The sequence below is a fragment of the Streptococcus sp. VT 162 genome (assembly GCA_000688775.2).
Taxonomy (GTDB): domain Bacteria; phylum Bacillota; class Bacilli; order Lactobacillales; family Streptococcaceae; genus Streptococcus.
The window spans coordinates 888,347-905,244 of sequence record CP007628.2 but is presented as its reverse complement, the minus strand read 5'-3'; the positions used below and the strand labels follow the sequence as shown (position 1 = coordinate 905,244).

General features: G+C 40.6%; 19 protein-coding genes. 8 read left to right on the top strand and 11 right to left on the bottom strand.

Going from position 1 to position 16,898, the window contains the following annotated elements; genetic code table 11:
* Window positions 1-11: 11 nt before the first annotated feature.
* From V470_04380 to V470_04340, 9 genes are all read right to left on the bottom strand, one after another.
* Window positions 12-785 (bottom strand): ion transporter, encoded by a 774-nt coding sequence (locus V470_04380; GenBank protein AHZ47671.1) that lies wholly within the window; start codon window positions 783-785, stop codon window positions 12-14.
* 87 nt (window positions 786-872) lie between these two features.
* Entirely contained in the window at window positions 873-1,682 is an 810-nt protein-coding gene (locus V470_04375) for a metallohydrolase (GenBank protein AHZ47670.1), read from the bottom strand.
* A gap of 1 nt (window position 1,683) precedes the next feature.
* Window positions 1,684-3,033: a histidine kinase gene (locus V470_04370; GenBank protein ID AHZ47669.1), complete on the bottom strand. Its 1,350-nt coding sequence runs from the start codon at window positions 3,031-3,033 to the stop codon at window positions 1,684-1,686.
* Window positions 3,026-3,733, bottom strand: a complete 708-nt coding sequence (locus V470_04365; GenBank protein ID AHZ47668.1) for a PhoP family transcriptional regulator — start codon at window positions 3,731-3,733, stop codon at window positions 3,026-3,028. Before V470_04365 ends, V470_04370 begins: the two co-directional genes overlap by 8 nt.
* Window positions 3,734-3,789: 56 nt before the next feature.
* On the bottom strand, window positions 3,790-4,968 hold the full coding sequence (locus tag V470_04360; protein ID AHZ47667.1) for an adenine glycosylase: 1,179 nt from the start codon (window positions 4,966-4,968) through the stop codon (window positions 3,790-3,792).
* An 82-nt stretch (window positions 4,969-5,050) separates the two neighbouring features.
* Entirely contained in the window at window positions 5,051-6,025 is a 975-nt protein-coding gene (gene eutD, locus V470_04355; GenBank protein AHZ47666.1) for a phosphotransacetylase, read from the bottom strand.
* A 43-nt stretch (window positions 6,026-6,068) separates the two neighbouring features.
* Window positions 6,069-6,965, bottom strand: a complete 897-nt coding sequence (locus V470_04350) for a pseudouridine synthase (GenBank protein ID AHZ47665.1) — start codon at window positions 6,963-6,965, stop codon at window positions 6,069-6,071.
* Window positions 6,962-7,780, bottom strand: a complete 819-nt coding sequence (locus tag V470_04345; protein AHZ47664.1) for an ATP-NAD kinase — start codon at window positions 7,778-7,780, stop codon at window positions 6,962-6,964. The genes V470_04350 and V470_04345 overlap by 4 nt, the downstream gene beginning before the upstream one ends.
* Window positions 7,764-8,435 (bottom strand): GTP pyrophosphokinase, encoded by a 672-nt coding sequence (locus V470_04340; GenBank protein AHZ47663.1) that lies wholly within the window; start codon window positions 8,433-8,435, stop codon window positions 7,764-7,766. The genes V470_04345 and V470_04340 overlap by 17 nt, the downstream gene beginning before the upstream one ends.
* Before the next feature lie 128 nt (window positions 8,436-8,563).
* Here V470_04340 and V470_04335 point away from each other — a divergent pair, with 128 nt between their 5' ends.
* From V470_04335 to V470_04300, 8 genes are all read left to right on the top strand, one after another.
* Window positions 8,564-9,133, top strand: a complete 570-nt coding sequence (locus V470_04335; GenBank protein ID AHZ47662.1) for an adenylate cyclase — start codon at window positions 8,564-8,566, stop codon at window positions 9,131-9,133.
* A 111-nt stretch (window positions 9,134-9,244) separates the two neighbouring features.
* Window positions 9,245-10,204 carry a ribose-phosphate pyrophosphokinase gene (locus tag V470_04330; GenBank protein AHZ47661.1) on the top strand — a complete coding sequence of 320 codons (960 nt, stop codon included), beginning with the start codon at window positions 9,245-9,247 and terminating at the stop codon, window positions 10,202-10,204.
* Between the two features lie 9 nt (window positions 10,205-10,213).
* Window positions 10,214-11,329, top strand: coding sequence for a cysteine desulfurase (locus tag V470_04325; GenBank protein AHZ47660.1), 1,116 nt, complete (start codon window positions 10,214-10,216; stop codon window positions 11,327-11,329).
* Window positions 11,330-11,333: 4 nt separating this feature from the next.
* The gene (locus tag V470_04320; protein AHZ47659.1) at window positions 11,334-11,681 is read left to right on the top strand and encodes a cysteine desulfurase; all 348 of its coding nucleotides are present in this window, start codon (window positions 11,334-11,336) and stop codon (window positions 11,679-11,681) included.
* A 6-nt stretch (window positions 11,682-11,687) separates the two neighbouring features.
* Window positions 11,688-11,903 (top strand): ribose-phosphate pyrophosphokinase, encoded by a 216-nt coding sequence (locus V470_04315; GenBank protein AHZ47658.1) that lies wholly within the window; start codon window positions 11,688-11,690, stop codon window positions 11,901-11,903.
* An 82-nt stretch (window positions 11,904-11,985) separates the two neighbouring features.
* Window positions 11,986-12,627 carry a Rex family transcripional regulator gene (locus V470_04310; GenBank protein ID AHZ47657.1) on the top strand — a complete coding sequence of 214 codons (642 nt, stop codon included), beginning with the start codon at window positions 11,986-11,988 and terminating at the stop codon, window positions 12,625-12,627.
* A 15-nt stretch (window positions 12,628-12,642) separates the two neighbouring features.
* Window positions 12,643-13,332 carry a gamma-glutamyl hydrolase gene (locus tag V470_04305; protein ID AHZ47656.1) on the top strand — a complete coding sequence of 230 codons (690 nt, stop codon included), beginning with the start codon at window positions 12,643-12,645 and terminating at the stop codon, window positions 13,330-13,332.
* Window positions 13,333-13,356: 24 nt separating this feature from the next.
* Window positions 13,357-13,839: a hypothetical protein gene (locus tag V470_04300; protein AHZ47655.1), complete on the top strand. Its 483-nt coding sequence runs from the start codon at window positions 13,357-13,359 to the stop codon at window positions 13,837-13,839.
* 14 nt (window positions 13,840-13,853) lie between these two features.
* Here the strand turns inward: V470_04300 and V470_04295 are convergent, their stop codons facing one another.
* Window positions 13,854-14,534, bottom strand: coding sequence for a hypothetical protein (locus V470_04295; GenBank protein AHZ47654.1), 681 nt, complete (start codon window positions 14,532-14,534; stop codon window positions 13,854-13,856).
* A gap of 42 nt (window positions 14,535-14,576) precedes the next feature.
* Entirely contained in the window at window positions 14,577-16,868 is a 2,292-nt protein-coding gene (locus V470_04290; GenBank protein ID AHZ47653.1) for an ATP-dependent DNA helicase PcrA, read from the bottom strand.
* Window positions 16,869-16,898: the final 30 nt, after the last annotated feature.

Sequence of the window (16,898 nt, the reverse complement as noted above, 5' to 3'; positions counted from 1 at the left end):
TATGGTCTAAATTACTTTTTTTCAAGCAAGTCTTGTATCATTCTATGCAGTTCTTCTATCTTTTCTGATTGTTTCTCTAGTAAGATCCTTTGACTCCGTAATTCGTCTTGGAGGTTATCAAGTTTTATCTGCTCATCTGGATTATCCTTTACAAAAAAGTTTGTCAAGGCACTCGTTAACATCCCTATTGTGCCAATACCAACAAGCATTAGTAAAACAGCTAACCACTTCCCAAAAATCGATGAAGGAACAATATCTCCATAACCAACAGTTGTTACAGTTACAAGCGCCCACCAAAGACTATCTGAGAATGATTTTTCTTCAACAACAGATAAAATTGAACTACCTACCAGTACAATAAAGGAATTGAGATATAAAATATAAAGTAAGCCATTTGTTCGTAAGAGTTTTCCAACTTTCTTTTCCAACTTGCCAGTCAATCCAACGACTCTTAAAAGACGAGTTAGTTTCAGTAATTTTGTCAGCCTTGCTAAGCGGAAGATACGCCCTAAGCGAAATACTGTAAAAATAGCATTCAAAGGAAGGATAGCTAGCAAGTCGAAGATATTTTCAAGTACAAATCTCCATTTTTCTTTACTTGAGAAGAAGCGCCAACCATAATCTACCACAAAGATAAACCAAAGTAGTAAGTCAATAATACTATAGGGTGGATTATCCAAATCAATCATCTCAGCAAATCCAAGCAAAACAAGGACAACAGATATCAATGCAAGTATGATAATCGTTGTGTCATAGTAATCCTTTAATAACCATTTTCTCTTCACACTGCTGCTCCTTTAGTTATTTTTATTATTATACCACACTAAAACCCTGACAAAGTACAAAACAAAAGAAGGCACTCGCCTTCTTTTTTATATATCTGTTAATTGTGTTGCGGTATCTGGTGAGGTATCATAAACCTTAAAGTCTACTCCTACTCCCAGATCAGCTTGTGCTAGCTGGTTGACCATAGTCATATGAGCCAGCTCCTTAATATTGTTCTCTTTGGATAAATGCCCAAGATAGATTTTCTTAGTCCGATTTCCCATTGCACGAATCATAGCCTCAGCACCGTCTTCGTTAGAAAGGTGACCGAGATCAGATAGGATACGCTGTTTGAGTCGCCAAGCATAAGATCCTGCTCGCAAAATCTCTACATCGTGATTGGACTCGATGAGGTAACCGTCTGCATTTTCGACTATTCCAGCCATACGATCACTAACATAACCTGTATCGGTCAGCATGACGAAGCTCTTGTCGTCTTTCATAAAGCGGTAAAACTGTGGCGCTGCCGCATCATGACTAACACCAAAACTTTCAATGTCGATATCACCAAAGGTTTTGATTTTGCCCATTTCAAAGATATGCTTTTGCGAAGAATCAACCTTGCCAAGATACTTACTATTTTCCATAGCCTGCCAGGTCTTTTCATTGGCGTAAAGATCCATGCCATATTTACGAGCCAAGACACCGACCCCATGGATATGGTCTGAATGCTCATGCGTAATCAAAATCGCATCCAGATCTTCAGGTTTGCGATTGATTTCAGCTAGCAGACTTGTAATTTTCTTACCAGACAAGCCCGCATCTATTAGGATTTTCTTTTTTGGGGTTTCCAGATAAAAGGAATTTCCACTGGATCCTGATGCTAAAATACTGTATTTAAAGCCTTTTTCACTCATTCTAGTCTTCTATTTCGTCCTCCCATATTTCTTCTTTTACGGCATCCTTATCATAAGGGAGCACGATGGTAAAGGTCGATCCCTTACCGTATTCACTTTTGGCCCATATAAAGCCATTGTGTTGTTTGATGATTTCTTTGGCGATGGCTAGACCTAGCCCAGTTCCACCTTGAGCCCGGCTTCTTGCACGATCCACACGGTAGAAGCGGTCAAAGATCTTCGGCAAATCTTGCTTTGGAATACCTAGACCTTGGTCTTTGATGGATAAAATCATCTGGTCATCAGTGGTTTTCATGCTGACAGTGATTTTGCCACCATCTGGTGAGTACTTGATGGCATTGTTAAGAATATTATCTATCACCTGAGTCATCTTATCGGTATCAATCTCAATCCAAACTGAGTTTATTGGGTAATCTCTAACAAGTTCATATTTTTTCTCGTCATCCTGACTTCTCATCTTATCAAAGCGGTTGAGAATAAAGGTGATAAAAGCTGTAAAGTTAATCAACTCCACATCCAACTGAGTGGACGCATTATCAATACGAGAGAGATGCAAGAGATCTGTCACCATCCGCATCATACGGTTGGTTTCATCGAGTGAAACCTTGATAAAATCAGGAGCAACAGGATCATACAGAGCTCCCTCGTCCAAGGCTTCAAGATAAGATTTAACACTTGTCAAAGGAGTTCGCAACTCGTGACTCACGTTCGAAACAAAGAGTCTTCGCTCACGCTCTTCCTTCTCCTGTTCGGTCGTATCATGTAAAACGGCAACCAAACCAGAGATGAAACCTGACTCACGGCGAACCAGAGCAAAACGTACACGAAGGCTTAGATATTCACCATTCACATCCTGGGAGTCAATCGTCAACTCAGGAATCTGTGTAATCAGGTCACGCAGCTCATACTCATCTTCTATCTTAAGCAATTCGAGGATGCTTTTATTCAGAACATCTTCTTTCTGCACACCGAGCTGTTTCTTGGCCATATCGTTGATCATAGTAATCTGGCCACGGCGATTGGTCGCAAGAACGCCATCTGTCATGTAAGAAAGAATACTGTTCAATCGTTTACTCTCTTGTTCCAGATTTTCTTGGGTCAAACGAATAACTTCTGACAAATCGTTCAGATTATTGGTGATATTGGTGATTTCTGTACTTCCTTGCAAGTCCAAAACTTGAGAATAATCACCTGCAATCAAGTCCTTAACCTTTTGATTTATCTCCTTCAGACGGATATTATCCCGACGATTTTCCAGTAACAGCAAGGTCACCACCAGGATAAAGCCAAGTAAAATCAAGATAAAGATAAAATCGCTGGTCAGAATAGTTTGTCTAATATCTTCAATCATTATTTCTCATATAATATCCAACACCACGACGTGTGAGAATGTACTCTGGACGACTTGGAGTGTCTTCTATTTTCTCACGCAAGCGTCTAATGGTCACGTCCACAGTACGAACATCACCAAAATAGTCATAACCCCATACAGTCTCAAGCAAGTGTTCACGCGTAATCACTTGACCAATATGAGATGCCAAGTGATACAAGAGTTCAAACTCACGGTGGGTCAAATCTAATTCCTCACCATATTTCTTAGCAACGTAAGCATCTGGAACGATTTCCAAATCACCAATTTGTAAAGGCTGCGTCTTCTTCTCATCAGACTCTTGGCTATCCACAGAAACTAGATCCGTACGACGAAGTAGGGCCTTGACACGAGCCTGCAACTCACGGTTTGAGAAGGGTTTTGTAACATAATCGTCTGCACCTAACTCTAAACCAATAACCTTGTCAAACTCGCTATCCTTAGCTGATAGCATGATAATCGGCACGCTACTAGTCTTACGAATAGCTTTAGCAACTTCTAAACCATCAATTTCAGGTAGCATCAAGTCGAGGATAATAATATCTGGTTGCTCAGCTTCGAATAGCTCGATTGCCTCACGACCATTGAAAGCTGTAACAACTTCATAACCTTCCTTGGCCATATTAAACTTAATAATATCTGAGATTGGTTTCTCATCATCTACAATTAATATTTTTTTCATTTTATCACCTTTTCTCTATCTATTATAACAAAAAAATGCAAAGAAGGCACAAATGGCTACTGTAAGCCTTCATCTTCAAAACTTATTTTATAAGCCTGCCAAATTTTTTGTTGAGGTTTCGCAAGTGGATAATCAGAAAACTCCTGAGGAGAAACCCAACGAATTTCTCTGTCCGAAAACTGTTTTGTTTCTGTCACCTGACCAGCTAGGATTTTAATGTGCCATTTCCGATGACTAAATACATGCTTGACCTGGTCAAATACTTGATGAGACCAATTCACTTCTAAATCATAATCCTGCTCAAAGTTTTCTTGAGGGCTTGGTCCAAATGCTCTGCTTTCCTCTTTGACTTGAGAAAAGAGATCTAGCTGATCGTCATCACTTGAGAAATCATCAACTTCGATCAGGGGGAAATGCCAAAAACCGGCTAGTAGTTTCTCGCTTTCGTTTTTCTCAAGTAGATATTGACCACGGTCATTACGTACAACTAAAGCCTTGAGATAAATTGGTAGGGGCTTTTTCTTGGGTTCTTTAATCGGATATACATCCATAGTTCCGTTCTGATAGGCTGCGCTAAAATCCTTAACAGGGCTTTCTTCTGGTCTAGGATTAACTGGAGCCTCTATATCCGACCCTAAATCCATCAGAGCTTGGTTAAAGTCACCTGGTCGTTTCGGGTCAATCAAGATTTCCATCATCGCTTGGAAAATCTTTCGATTGCTGGGAACTCCGATATCATGATTAACCTCAAACAAGCGTGCCAAAACCCGCATGACATTGCCATCGACCGCTGGCTCAGGCAAATTAAAAGCGATACTGGAAATAGCTCCCGCAGTGTAAGGGCCAATCCCTTTCAGGCAAGATATTCCTTCATAGGTATTTGGAAATTGCCCCCCAAAGTCAGTCATAATCTGCTGAGCTGCAGCCTGCATATTGCGCACTCGTGAATAATAGCCCAATCCCTCCCAAGCCTTCAGCAGACGCTCTTCAGGGGCATTCGCCAGACTTTCAACAGTTGGAAACCAGTCCAAGAATCGTTCGTAGTATGGAATAACTGTATCCACTCTGGTCTGCTGAAGCATGATTTCAGATACCCAGATGTGATAAGGATTTTTACTTCTCCGCCAAGGCAAATCTCGCTTGTTTTCATCATACCAGTTGAGGAGTTTTTCACGAAAAGAAATAATCTTCTCCTCCGGCCACATGACGATACCGTATTCTTTCAAATCTAACATATATCTAGTATAACATAGAAGCTTCTAACTGTCCTTTTCTCAGTACTAAAAAGCCTCTTCCCATGGGAAAGAGGACTAAATCTTATTGATGAACTGCTTGAGCTGCTGTGATAAGGGTCAACTTGTAGACATCATCTGCATTACATCCACGAGAAAGGTCGTTAACTGGTTTGTTCAATCCTTGCAAAACAGGTCCGACAGCCGCAAAACCACCGAGACGTTCTGCCATCTTGTACCCAATATTTCCTGCTTCGATACCTGGGAAGACAAAGACATTTGCTTGACCAGCTACATTACTTCCTGGAGCTTTAAGAGCTGCAGTTTCAGGAACAAAGGCAGCGTCAAATTGCAACTCACCATCAATCTCAAGGTCGGGACGCAAGTCGTGAGCAATTTTTGTAGCTTCCACTACCTTATCAACACTTTCACCAAAACCTGAACCTTTAGTAGAATAGCTTAGCATAGCAATTTTAGGTTCAATACCAAACATTTTAGCTGTGATTGCTGAATTGATCGCAATTTCAGCCAAAGCTTCTGCATCTGGATTGATGTTAATGGCACAGTCTCCAAATAGATAACGTTCCGTACCACGTACCATAAGGAAGGCACCTGACGTACGAGTTACATTTGGACGAGTTTTGATGATTTGTAGGGCTGGGCGAACTGTTGAGGCAGTTGAGTGAATCGCACCAGATACCATACCGTCAACCAAGCCCAAGTAGACTAGCATCACACCAAAGTAGTTGACATCTTCAACCAAAACTTTGCGCGCTTCTTCTTCAGTCATTTTGCCCTTACGACGCTCTACCAAGGCAGCAACCATTTCTTCAAATTGAGGATAATGTTGGGGATCAATCACTTCATAACCATCTATGATCCCTTCGATTTCAAGATAAATTTTAATTTTTTCAGGGTTTCCGAGCAAAACAGGAATTACTTCTGTTTCTTTTACCAAGCGTTTTGTCGCTTGAAGAATACGAGGTTCTTCCCCTTCAGGGAGAACGATACGAGCATTTTTGCCAACCAGGTTGGCTTTGAGACTTTCAAAAACTTCCATGAGTTTTCTCCTTTAAGAAAATAAATTATACTCCAAATAAGTTTTAAAGAGTATTAGTTGATAACTGAGTAATAAGATTGCTGAAATCATCCGGCAAGGGGCTTTCTAGTTGCAAATCTTGCTCTAGAAAGGGATGATAAAAAGATAAATAATGACAATGCAGAGCCTGACGTTGGATACCGTCATCTAGACTACCACTATACAAATCGTCTCCTAAAAGAGGAAAACCGATATGAGAAAAATGCACTCGTATCTGATGAGTTCGTCCAGTATGCAGGCGAATATCGACTAGGTGAATATTTCCATAAGACGCTACAACTTTGTAAGACGTATGAGCGTATTTCCCACCTTTGGCAACCCGTCTTGTGATAATGGAGTCCACATCACGCGCAATCGGGGCAATAATCTCCCCTTCAGACTCCAAGACACCAGCTCCTTTAACCAAAGCAAAGTAGCGTTTCTCGATAGACTTTCGTTGCAGTTGCTTGTCTAAACGTGCATGAGCGTAGCCGTGCTTGGCAAAAAGCATCAAACCAGAAGTATCTCTATCAAGCCTAGTCACGATGTGAACTTGCTGGTTTTCATAGTTTTGCTTTACATAATAGCCCTTGATAAAATTCGCAATGGTATTGGAATGATTGACACTGGGGATGGAAGCTACTCCATAAGGCTTATTCAAAACCAGAAAATGGTCATCCTCATAGAGAACATCGAGTGGTCGGTCAATAGCTTCAAGGCTCTCAAACCCTTCCTCAGCTGGAATGTCAATAGTTACCCTGTCTCCAATATCTAAGAGATAAGTCGCATTTTGAGGTTGGCCATTGACCAGAATAGCCCCGCCTCGAAACTTAATCTTAGCCAAAAGTCCCTTAGAAACCTCATGTTTTTTGAGGAAAGTTTTGACTTTGACGTGGTCATCTGCGATAAATTCGAACCTCATTCATCCACCTCGCCGATGAAGGCATCTTTAACACGATTCCAAAAACTAGTGTGGCTTGGAGTCGCTACGAAGTGAATCTTGTGATGGTCGATTTGATACTCAATCCGTTCGATATTACGGAAGGAAAAGACGCTGTTATCAACTGATATCGTGTGGTAATCATTGCGTGTCGGCAAAAGTTCAATCTTATCTTTTTTGGGAATAATGATCGATGATCCTAAAGTACGATAGACTCGGTTGTTAAGACTCGCTATCTCCGTCAACTGCAAGGCTTCAATGGTCGGATGCAAGACAGCTCCACCCAAAGACTTGTTGTAGGCAGTACTTCCCGTCGGCGTTGAAACAGTCACTCCATCTCCACGAAATCTCTCGAACGGAACATGGTTAATGATGATATCCGCAACCATGGTGCGATCTGATCGACGGATGCTGGCTTCATTTAAAGCACGGAAGATTTTCACCTCTCCATTTTCAAGCGTTACCTTAACATTCAAAACTGGATAAGAAACTTTGGCACCAGTATCTAGTAAAAGATTGGTCACCAATTGATCCAGCTCAAAATCACGATAATCTGTGTAAAATCCCAAGTGCCCTGTATGAACACCTACAAATCGAACCTTGTCTAACTGATTCTCATACTTGTGAAAGGCAGATAAAAGCATCCCATCGCCACCAATCGAAATGACGATGTCGGGATTGGTATCGTTCAGTATAAAATGTTGTTTCTTTAGTTTTTCCCTCAGCTCATGCAAGACCTTCTGACTTTGTGGCTTTCTATTTGCTATGAGGTCAACTCGTTTACCTGTATTCTTCATCTGTATCGTCACTATTTCCTACACCATCGTTTAATTTTCTGCTCAATGGATCAAAGAGAGCCTGCGCTTCCTGGATATCATCACGAATCTTACCCATTTCTTCATCCAGTTGATAGGCTATTTTGGCCGTGATTTCCAGCCTTTTCCTGATTTCTTCTGGAAAATCGCCCTGATATTTATAATTGAGCGAGTGTTCAATCGTAGCCCAGAAATTCATGGCTAAAGTCCGTATTTGAATTTCCGCCAAAATCGTCTTAGCTCCGTTGATCGTATCAACCGTGTACTCGACAACCACGTGATAAGAACGATAGCCCGAAGCCTTACGATGAGTGATATAGTCTCGTTCCTGAACGACTCTCATATCTTGGCGTTTACGTAGAATCTCAACTACCTCTTTAACGTCATCAACAAACTGAACCATGACACGTAAACCCGCAATGTCTTGCAGATCATGTTCCAGACTTGCATATGTAATTCCTCGACGAGCCATTTTTTCTTTGATACTTTCAATCGGTTTGACACGACCCGTTACAAACTCAATCGGAGAATGCTTGTTTTGCTTACGATACTGTTTGCGAATTCCCCGAAGTTTAATCTTCAATTCACCAACAGCCTGAATGTAAGGATCTAAAAATTCTTCCCATTCTATGGTCATACTTTCTCCCTTGTAATGTTTGATTGCTCTGTCGAAAATCTTTGATTTTTTCAGTACATTCGTATACAATAAATACATTGTCCATTATACCATAAATCGCTTTCAAAGATATAGAAAAGGTTGAAAAAATGAAACATTTAGAAATAGAATTGAAAACACTTCTGAAAAAAGAGGAATATGATCATCTAAAAAAACAGTTTTTCCATATCCAACCCGTTCTTCAGAAGAACTACTACATTGACACGCCAGATTTCCAATTGCATGAAAAGAAGGTTGCCATGCGCATTCGCACTTTTGCAGATTGGGCGGAATTGACCTTAAAAGTGCCTCAAACTGTAGGAAATATGGAATACAACCAGAAACTAACTCTTCCAGAAGCTGAATCATACCTAGAAAAACAAAAACTACCTCAAGGGCTCGTTCTAGAGAAGCTTGCTAAGATTGGTATTGAAAACCATGACTGGCTTGTTCTAGGCTGCCTTTCCACCCTTCGTTATGAAATGAAAACTGAGATTGGCTTAATGGCCTTAGATGAAAGTCACTACTTTGACCAAACGGACTATGAACTCGAGCTTGAAGTCACCGACCATGAAAAAGGAAAAGCCGATTTTCAGAGATTTTTAGATGAAAATCAGATAACTTATCAGAAAGCTCCATCAAAATTAATTCGTTTTATTAAAAGCATGAAAAAAAGCTGAAATAATCTCCTTTTTTTGGTAAAATAGAGAAGATAAAAATAAAAGAATTTGGCTTTGAAAAACAAAACTTTCTCAAAGAAGATTCACAAAGTTTACAGAGGACGGTCTATAATGTCAGATAGAAACAACATGAAACTTTTCACCCTAAACTCTAACCATGAAATCGCTCAAAAGATTGCGGATACAGTTGGTGTACCTCTCGGAAAATTATCCTCTCGACAATTTTCTGACGGCGAAATCCAGGTCAACATCGAAGAAAGTGTTCGTGGTTACGATGTCTACATCATCCAGTCAACCAGCTACCCTGTTAGCAACCACTTGATGGAGTTGTTGATCATGGTTGATGCTTGTGTACGTGCAAGTGCTCATAGTATCAACGTTGTCCTTCCTTACTTTGGTTATGCCCGTCAGGATCGTATCGCTTCTTCTCGCGAACCCCTCACTGCAAAACTGGTTGCCAATATGCTTGTCAAAGCTGGTGTTAGCCGTGTTCTAACGCTTGACCTCCATGCTGTTCAGGTCCAAGGTTTCTTTGACATTCCTGTAGATAATCTTTATACTGTTCCTCTATTTGCTAAGCACTACTGTGATAAAGGGCTTCTTGGTTCTGATGTTGTTGTTGTCAGTCCAAAGAACTCTGGTGTTAAACGTGCACGTAGTTTGGCTGAATATCTTGATGCTCCTATCGCTATCATTGACTACGCCCAAGACGATTCTGATCGTAACGAAGGCTATATCATTGGGGATGTTGAAGGCAAGAAGGCTATCTTAATTGACGATATCCTAAATACTGGTCGTACTTTCTCTGAAGCAGCCAAAATCGTTGAACGTGAAGGCGCAACTGAGATTTATGCAGTATCCAGTCACGGTTTATTTGTTGAAGGTGCAGCAGATCTTCTTGACGCTACAAACATCAAAGAAATCCTTGTGACAGACTCCGTAGCTACCAAAGAAAGAACTCCAGAAAATGTATGTTACATTACTGCTAGCGAATTAATCGGAGATGCTATCGTCCGCATCCATGAAAGAAAACCAGTCAGCCCACTCTTTGCTTACAACAAAAAGAAATAAGGTGATTCTTTGATTTATTTGGACAATGCTGCAACGACTCCTATGTCAGCAGTAGCTATTTCTGAAATGACCAAGGTCATGCAAGAAACTCATGGTAATCCTTCTAGTATTCATGGTCATGGTCGGCAGGCTGGCAAACTCTTGCGAGAAGCTCGTCAAGACTTAGCCCTCTTACTAGGAACCAAACCTCAACATATCTTTTTCACGTCTGGCGGTACAGAAAGTAACAATACAGCCATTATCGGCTATTGTCTCCGTCATCAAAATCAGGGAAAACATATCATCACGACAGCTATTGAACACCATTCTGTACTTGAGACTATCGATTATCTGGTGCAACATTTTGGTTTTGAAGCAACTATCATCCAACCAGTAAATCAAGAAATAACTGCCCAACAGATTCAAGAAGCTTTACGTGACGATACCGTTCTCGTTTCCACCATGTACGCTAATAATGAAACAGGTAGCCTCTTACCTATAGCTGAGATTGGACGTATTTTAAAAGAGCACCCTGCTGCTTATCATGTAGATGCTGTTCAAGCTATCGGAAAAATTCCTATCCATCCCGAGGAATTAGGAATTGATTTCCTCAGTGCTTCTGCCCACAAATTCCATGGACCAAAAGGAGTCGGTTTTCTTTATGCTTCTTCCGCGGACTTTGATTCCTACCTTCATGGTGGGGATCAAGAGCAAAAGAAACGCGCTGGAACAGAAAACCTTGCTGCCATTGTAGGCATGGTGTCTGCTCTCAAAGAAGATCTGGATTGTCAAGTTGATTATTACCAAAAACTAAGTGACCTTAAAACAGTTTTTCTAGAAGAGATTTCCGATTTAGACTACTATCTCAATGAAAGTCAAGACCAACTGCCTTATGTTTTGAATATCGGTTTTCCTGGTCAGAAAAATGATTTGCTTTTACTTCGGTTAGACCTTGAGGGAATTTCAATTTCTACCGGTTCCGCTTGTACTGCTGGTATTGTGCAAACCAGTCATGTGCTTGAAGCATTTTATGGACCAGATTCACATCGATTGAAAGAATCTGTCCGTATCAGTCTCTCTCCTCTTAACACTGAGGAGGAACTGAAACAACTCGCACAAACCTTAAAAAATATTATTGGAGATTAATCTAATGGCATTCGAAAAAACCATTAAACTACAAAACTGCCGCTACGACTATACACTTAGCCCAACTGTCAAAAAGTTCACACTGAAAGATAATACTTTCTTTGAAACAAAAGTTGGAAACTTTGAACTAAATCGTCTACTTGAAAAAGTACCCAACAGTGGTGAAGGTTTCAAGCTAAAAATCATCATCAATAAAGACCTTACAGGTGCTAAACTCAACATTACTGACAAGTCAGGTCTTCGTTTGGTTAATATCTTTAAATCAGAAGACCACCATATTCACCAAGAAAAATTCTACTTCCTCATGGACAGTTTAGTAGAACGCGGTATCTTCACTAAAGAAGAAAGATAATTGACTATGTATCGACTTACCTATCAAGATAACTATCACGTAGAACGTACACTTGAATATAAGGATTACGAAGAGCTCATGTTATCTCTGTCAGGCTGTGTGACCCTACCTGATACTCTCCTAATCAGCTCCTTAACGCTGAATGATAAGGTGATTTATCAAGGATTGGTTGGCGATCTCTACCGCTTTCTATCACAAGCTCATTTTTCAGATAAAAACTAAGAAATTTCTTAGTTTTTTCTTGTTTTTGTTGATTTTTTCACAATGTTTCTATAAAATAGAAGAATAGAAAGGTTGTGATTTTGTGAAAGATAAACAGTCTGCTATTCCAAAAGCAACAGCAAAAAGACTCTCTCTTTACTACCGAATTTTCAAGCGATTTCATGCAGAAAAAATCGAACGTGCCAACTCCAAGCAAATTGCAGAGGCTATCGGTATCGATTCTGCGACCGTTCGTCGGGATTTTTCCTATTTTGGTGAACTAGGTCGTCGAGGTTTTGGTTACGATGTCAAAAAATTGATGAATTTTTTTGCTGACCTCCTAAATGATAACTCCATTACAAATGTTATGTTGGTTGGAATCGGAAATATGGGCCATGCCCTTCTCCACTACCGCTTTCACGAGCGTAACAAGATGAAAATTATCATGGCCTTTGACCTAGATGACCATCCAGAAGTTGGAAGCCAGACACCTGATGGGATTCCAATCTATGGTATCTCTCAGATTAAAGAAAAGATCAAAGAAGCAGATGTCAAAACTGCTATCCTAACTGTTCCAAGTGTTAAATCACAAGAAGTTGCCAATCTTTTGGTTGATGCAGGTATAAAAGGTATTCTAAGCTTTTCCCCTGTTCACCTTCACCTCCCAAAAGATGTGGTTGTTCAGTATGTCGATTTGACAAGCGAACTTCAAACCCTCCTCTATTTTATGCGTAAAGAGGATTAGAAAGCGAAAGCATTTATGAAAAAACCAGTTATTGGGATTACAGGAAATGAAAAAGCTCATCCAGATGATGACATCATGATGAGCTATGCAGCAAAGGGCTTTGTTGAAGGAATCAAGGACGCTGGCGGAATTCCAATCATCCTACCGATTGGTGATCAAGAAATGGCTGCCTATTACATCAGTATCATTGATAAGCTCATCCTAACGGGTGGGCAAAATGTTGATCCAAAATACTATGGTGAACCAAAGGCTATTGATAGTGATGACTACCACCTTCAAAGAGATATTTTTGAACTAGCACTTATCAAAGAAGCGATTAAGCAAAAGAAGCCAATTTTCTCTGTTTGTCGGGGTACTCAACTTTTCAATGTCGCCATGGGAGGCACGCTTCACCAAGATATTGAGGATCATTGGCAGGACTGTTCAGCCGAATACGCTACCCAACGCCTCGTAACGGAACCTGATACCATTCTCCGAGAAATCTATGGAGAAATCTCTCACATCAACTCCTTCCACCACCAGAGCATTAAAGATCTAGCCTCAAATCTTAAGGTTGTAGCACATGATCCTAAAGATGGAATCATTGAGGCTGTGACCACTACGGACGGCTTTCCTTATCTTGGTGTTCAATGGCATCCTGAATTTCTCTTTGAGAATCGCCCCAAAGATAAAATGCTATTTGACTATGTTGTTAACGAACTCTAGGACTTATAAATAGGTTATTAAATCATGAATGAAATTAAAATACCTTCTACTCATGAGATTTTGAGAGATATAGAAGCTAATGTTTTCATATCTTATAAGAAAAAGGAAGCTAATCTTTTCTTATCAAACAATGAAAAAGAAATAAGTGTTTGCTTTCATCTTTCTAATCTCTATAGACTTTTAACAGCGGAAAGTTACCAATCTTTTTCTAAGAATAAAGAGAATTTCGATAAACTATCTCAAAAAGAAAAACAGCTGAAAGAAATGTCTAAAAAGGCAAAACGATTTTGTAAAAAGGCAGATGCCAAACTAAAAAGTAAATTTCGTTCAAGTCTTTACTTTTACAGAGATATTCTCATTCATAAAAAAAGATATTATAAAATCGAAGATTTCAATGCAATTGTCGACTTTATCGTTCAAGAAAATTTACTTGTACCCACGATAAAACCTCTTCCTGTTATCAATATGGCAGAAGTAGATTCCTATGTTTTAAAAGTAATTGAGTAAGATCATGTGCAATCTTAAATCAAATCCGTCTTTTCACGGTAACTAAAGTAATCAGAGTGAGAGACAATCAAATGGTCCAAGAACACAATTCCCATCAGTTCGCAGGCTTCCTTGACTAGTTTAGTGACATGGTTGTCGTTTCGACTAGGAGATACAGCACCGGATGGATGATTGTGAACGAGAATCACAGACGTTGCCATATGCTTCAAAGCATAGTGAAGGATTTCCCTTGGTTCTGCAATACTGCGTGTCGCAGATCCGATAAAAATAGTTTGCTGATGGATGATTTGATTTTGAGTATTGAGATAGAGCGCCACTAGGTGCTCTTGTTTTTTGTCGCCAAGTTCCTGTTGCATTTTCTTGGCTAGCTTTTGACTACTGAGAATACTTTCCATCTCAAGGGTTTCATGTTTGTGAATGCGGTGTCCCAGTTCAATCACTGCTTGTAGTTCAATGGCTTTAATCCGTCCAATACCAGACAGACTCTGCAATTCCTGCAGGGTCATATTTTTCAGATCAGTTAGACTGTTAAGACTATTCAAGACTCTCTGGGCAATTTCAAAGACATTAGCCTGACGCGTTCCTGTTCTGAGCAAAATAGCTAACAACTCTTGATTGCTTAGAGCCTCTACTCCTTCTTTAACTAGTCTTTCTCTAGGCAAGAGCGAATCTTCTTGGAATGAAATACTGTACATAAAAATCCTCCTCACTTTATTATTCGTGAGGAGGATGAAAAATTAGATTTTTTTCTCAATTGGAGCAACGCTGGCTAGGAGTTTTTTAAGTCCTACTTCTGGGAAGTTAATTTTCAGTTCCTGAGTATCACCGCTACCAGAGACTTCCAGAACAGTTCCCTCTCCCCATTTCTTGTGAAGAGCAATATCTCCGATAGACCAGTTGGTATCGCTTGAATCTTTTTTATTTCCGGATGTAAACTGTCCAAATGGGAGAGCACTTGACTGGATAGAGCTTGGTGCAGCATTGCGTTTTCGTTCTTGAAGGGCCTGGGCTAGGCTCATACCTTGACCGAAGGCCACGCCACCACTGCTATAAGATGCCTTGAAGTTGGTATTAGCTGGACGGGCCAAGCCTTGATAGTCAAGTAAGTCCGAACTGATTTCATTGATGAAACGTGTTGGACGATTGTAGTTGGTACGCCCAAAAAGCAAGCGAGAGTTGGCATTGGTCAGATAGAGGATTTTCTCCGCACGCGTAATACCCACATAGGCCAGACGGCGTTCTTCTTCTAATTCATCTGGATCCTCGGCCGCACGGCTAAGGGGAAAGACATTTTCCTCCATCCCAATGATAAAGACAACTGGGAACTCTAGTCCTTTCGCTGCATGGAGGGTCATCAAGGTTACTTCAGATGTCTCCTGACTGCCTGAATCCGTATCCGCAATCAGGGCAAGGTCATTCAAGAAACGACTGAGTTTATCCAAACCTGTTTCTTCTTCTTGACTATCAGGATTGTCATCAAAGTTCTTGGTAACAGATAGGAACTCTTCGATATTTTCAACCCGCGCCTTGCTTTCCAAGGTTGCCTGAGCATTAAGAATATCGACATAACCTGTTTTTTCTAGAACAGCCTCCACCAGCTCGGTGATGGTTAATTGGTCCAGTTGCTCCCGAAAATCCAGAATCATATTGGCGAACTCCCAGATAGACTGAGCTGCCTTACCCTTGATTCCTGATAACATGATATTTGCTGAAGCATCCAGCATAGACATATCTTGCATATTCGCAAAGTCGCGAATTTTCTCAACGGTTCCTGGGCCGATTCCGCGTTTAGGTTCGTTAATAATGCGCTCAAAACTGATATTGTCACTCAGATTGGCAATGAGATTAAGGTAGGCGATAATATCACGGATTTCCTTACGGCTGTAGAACTTGGTCCCGCCGACCATAGTATAAGGAATATTGGACTTTAGGAGGGCCTCCTCAATAGTACGGGATTGTGCATTAGTCCGATAAAGAACCGCAAAATCCTTGTGGAGGAAGTTTTGAGTTCGACCAAGTTCATCGATGGTTTTGGCTACAAAAACAGCCTCATCTTGTTCGTCATTTGCGCGATAATAAACAATTTGCTCTCCATCCGCATTCTGGGTCCAGAGATTCTTAGGACGACGATTTTGATTGTTTTTGATGACGTCATTGGCAGCTTGGAGAATGGTTTTTGTTGAACGATAATTTTCCTCTAACAAAACGACCTTGGCGTTAGGGTAATCTTTCTCAAAATCCAAGATATTCTGCATATCAGCCCCACGCCAACCGTAGATGGACTGGTCAGCATCACCGACTACGCAGATATTTTTAAAGCGTGAAGCCAAGAGTTTGACCAATTGATACTGGGCATGGTTGGTATCTTGGTACTCATCAACATGAATGTACTGGAACTTCTGCTGATAGTAAGTCAAGACGTCAGGATTTTGATCAAAGAGACGCAAGGTCAGCATAATCAAATCATCAAAGTCAACCGACTCTGACTGACGAAGCTCTTTTTGATAGGCTGTGTAACACTGAGCTACGATTTGCGTATACATATCACCAGCTTGAGCAGCATAAGCCACATCATCAATTAGGTCGTTCTTAGCATTGGAAATGGTTCCCAAAATAGTCCGTTCATTCCATTTTTTAGGATCCAAGTTTAATTGCTTGAGAATGCGTTTCATGAGGGTTCGCTGTTCACCAGGATCCACAATAGTAAAATTTCGGTTGTAGCCAATATGATCCGCATCGCGACGTAGGATACGAACACACATGGAGTGAAAGGTCGCAATCAGACAGTCCTTAGTAGCTGGATTGAGCCCATAGGCACGCTCCTTCATCTCACGCGCCGCCTTATTGGTAAAGGTAATGGCCAAGATATTCCAAGGATTGACCATCTTTTCATCAATCAAGTAGGCGATTCTGTGAGTTAAAACACGAGTCTTTCCAGAACCAGCCCCCGCCATGATCAATAATGGACCTTCTGTCGTTTGCACCGCCTCAGCCTGACGGTCATTCATTCCATTCAATAATGCGTTCATTTTCTCTTCCTTACTCTTGAAGTCAATGTT

Excerpts from the sequence above, each read along its gene's own strand:
- V470_04375 (AHZ47670.1), bottom strand. The coding sequence starts at position 1,682 with ATGAGTGAAAAAGGCTTTAAATACAGTATTTTAGCATCAGGATCCAGT.
- V470_04370 (AHZ47669.1), bottom strand. The coding sequence starts at position 3,033 with ATGATTGAAGATATTAGACAAACTATTCTGACCAGCGATTTTATCTTT.
- V470_04365 (AHZ47668.1), bottom strand. The coding sequence starts at position 3,733 with ATGAAAAAAATATTAATTGTAGATGATGAGAAACCAATCTCAGATATT.
- V470_04360 (AHZ47667.1), bottom strand. The coding sequence starts at position 4,968 with ATGTTAGATTTGAAAGAATACGGTATCGTCATGTGGCCGGAGGAGAAG.
- eutD (AHZ47666.1), bottom strand. The coding sequence starts at position 6,025 with ATGGAAGTTTTTGAAAGTCTCAAAGCCAACCTGGTTGGCAAAAATGCT.
- V470_04350 (AHZ47665.1), bottom strand. The coding sequence starts at position 6,965 with ATGAGGTTCGAATTTATCGCAGATGACCACGTCAAAGTCAAAACTTTC.
- V470_04345 (AHZ47664.1), bottom strand. The coding sequence starts at position 7,780 with ATGAAGAATACAGGTAAACGAGTTGACCTCATAGCAAATAGAAAGCCA.
- V470_04340 (AHZ47663.1), bottom strand. The coding sequence starts at position 8,435 with ATGACCATAGAATGGGAAGAATTTTTAGATCCTTACATTCAGGCTGTT.
- V470_04335 (AHZ47662.1), top strand. The coding sequence starts at position 8,564 with ATGAAACATTTAGAAATAGAATTGAAAACACTTCTGAAAAAAGAGGAA.
- V470_04330 (AHZ47661.1), top strand. The coding sequence starts at position 9,245 with ATGTCAGATAGAAACAACATGAAACTTTTCACCCTAAACTCTAACCAT.
- V470_04320 (AHZ47659.1), top strand. The coding sequence starts at position 11,334 with ATGGCATTCGAAAAAACCATTAAACTACAAAACTGCCGCTACGACTAT.
- V470_04315 (AHZ47658.1), top strand. The coding sequence starts at position 11,688 with ATGTATCGACTTACCTATCAAGATAACTATCACGTAGAACGTACACTT.
- V470_04305 (AHZ47656.1), top strand. The coding sequence starts at position 12,643 with ATGAAAAAACCAGTTATTGGGATTACAGGAAATGAAAAAGCTCATCCA.
- V470_04300 (AHZ47655.1), top strand. The coding sequence starts at position 13,357 with ATGAATGAAATTAAAATACCTTCTACTCATGAGATTTTGAGAGATATA.
- V470_04295 (AHZ47654.1), bottom strand. The coding sequence starts at position 14,534 with ATGTACAGTATTTCATTCCAAGAAGATTCGCTCTTGCCTAGAGAAAGA.
- V470_04290 (AHZ47653.1), bottom strand. The coding sequence starts at position 16,868 with ATGAACGCATTATTGAATGGAATGAATGACCGTCAGGCTGAGGCGGTG.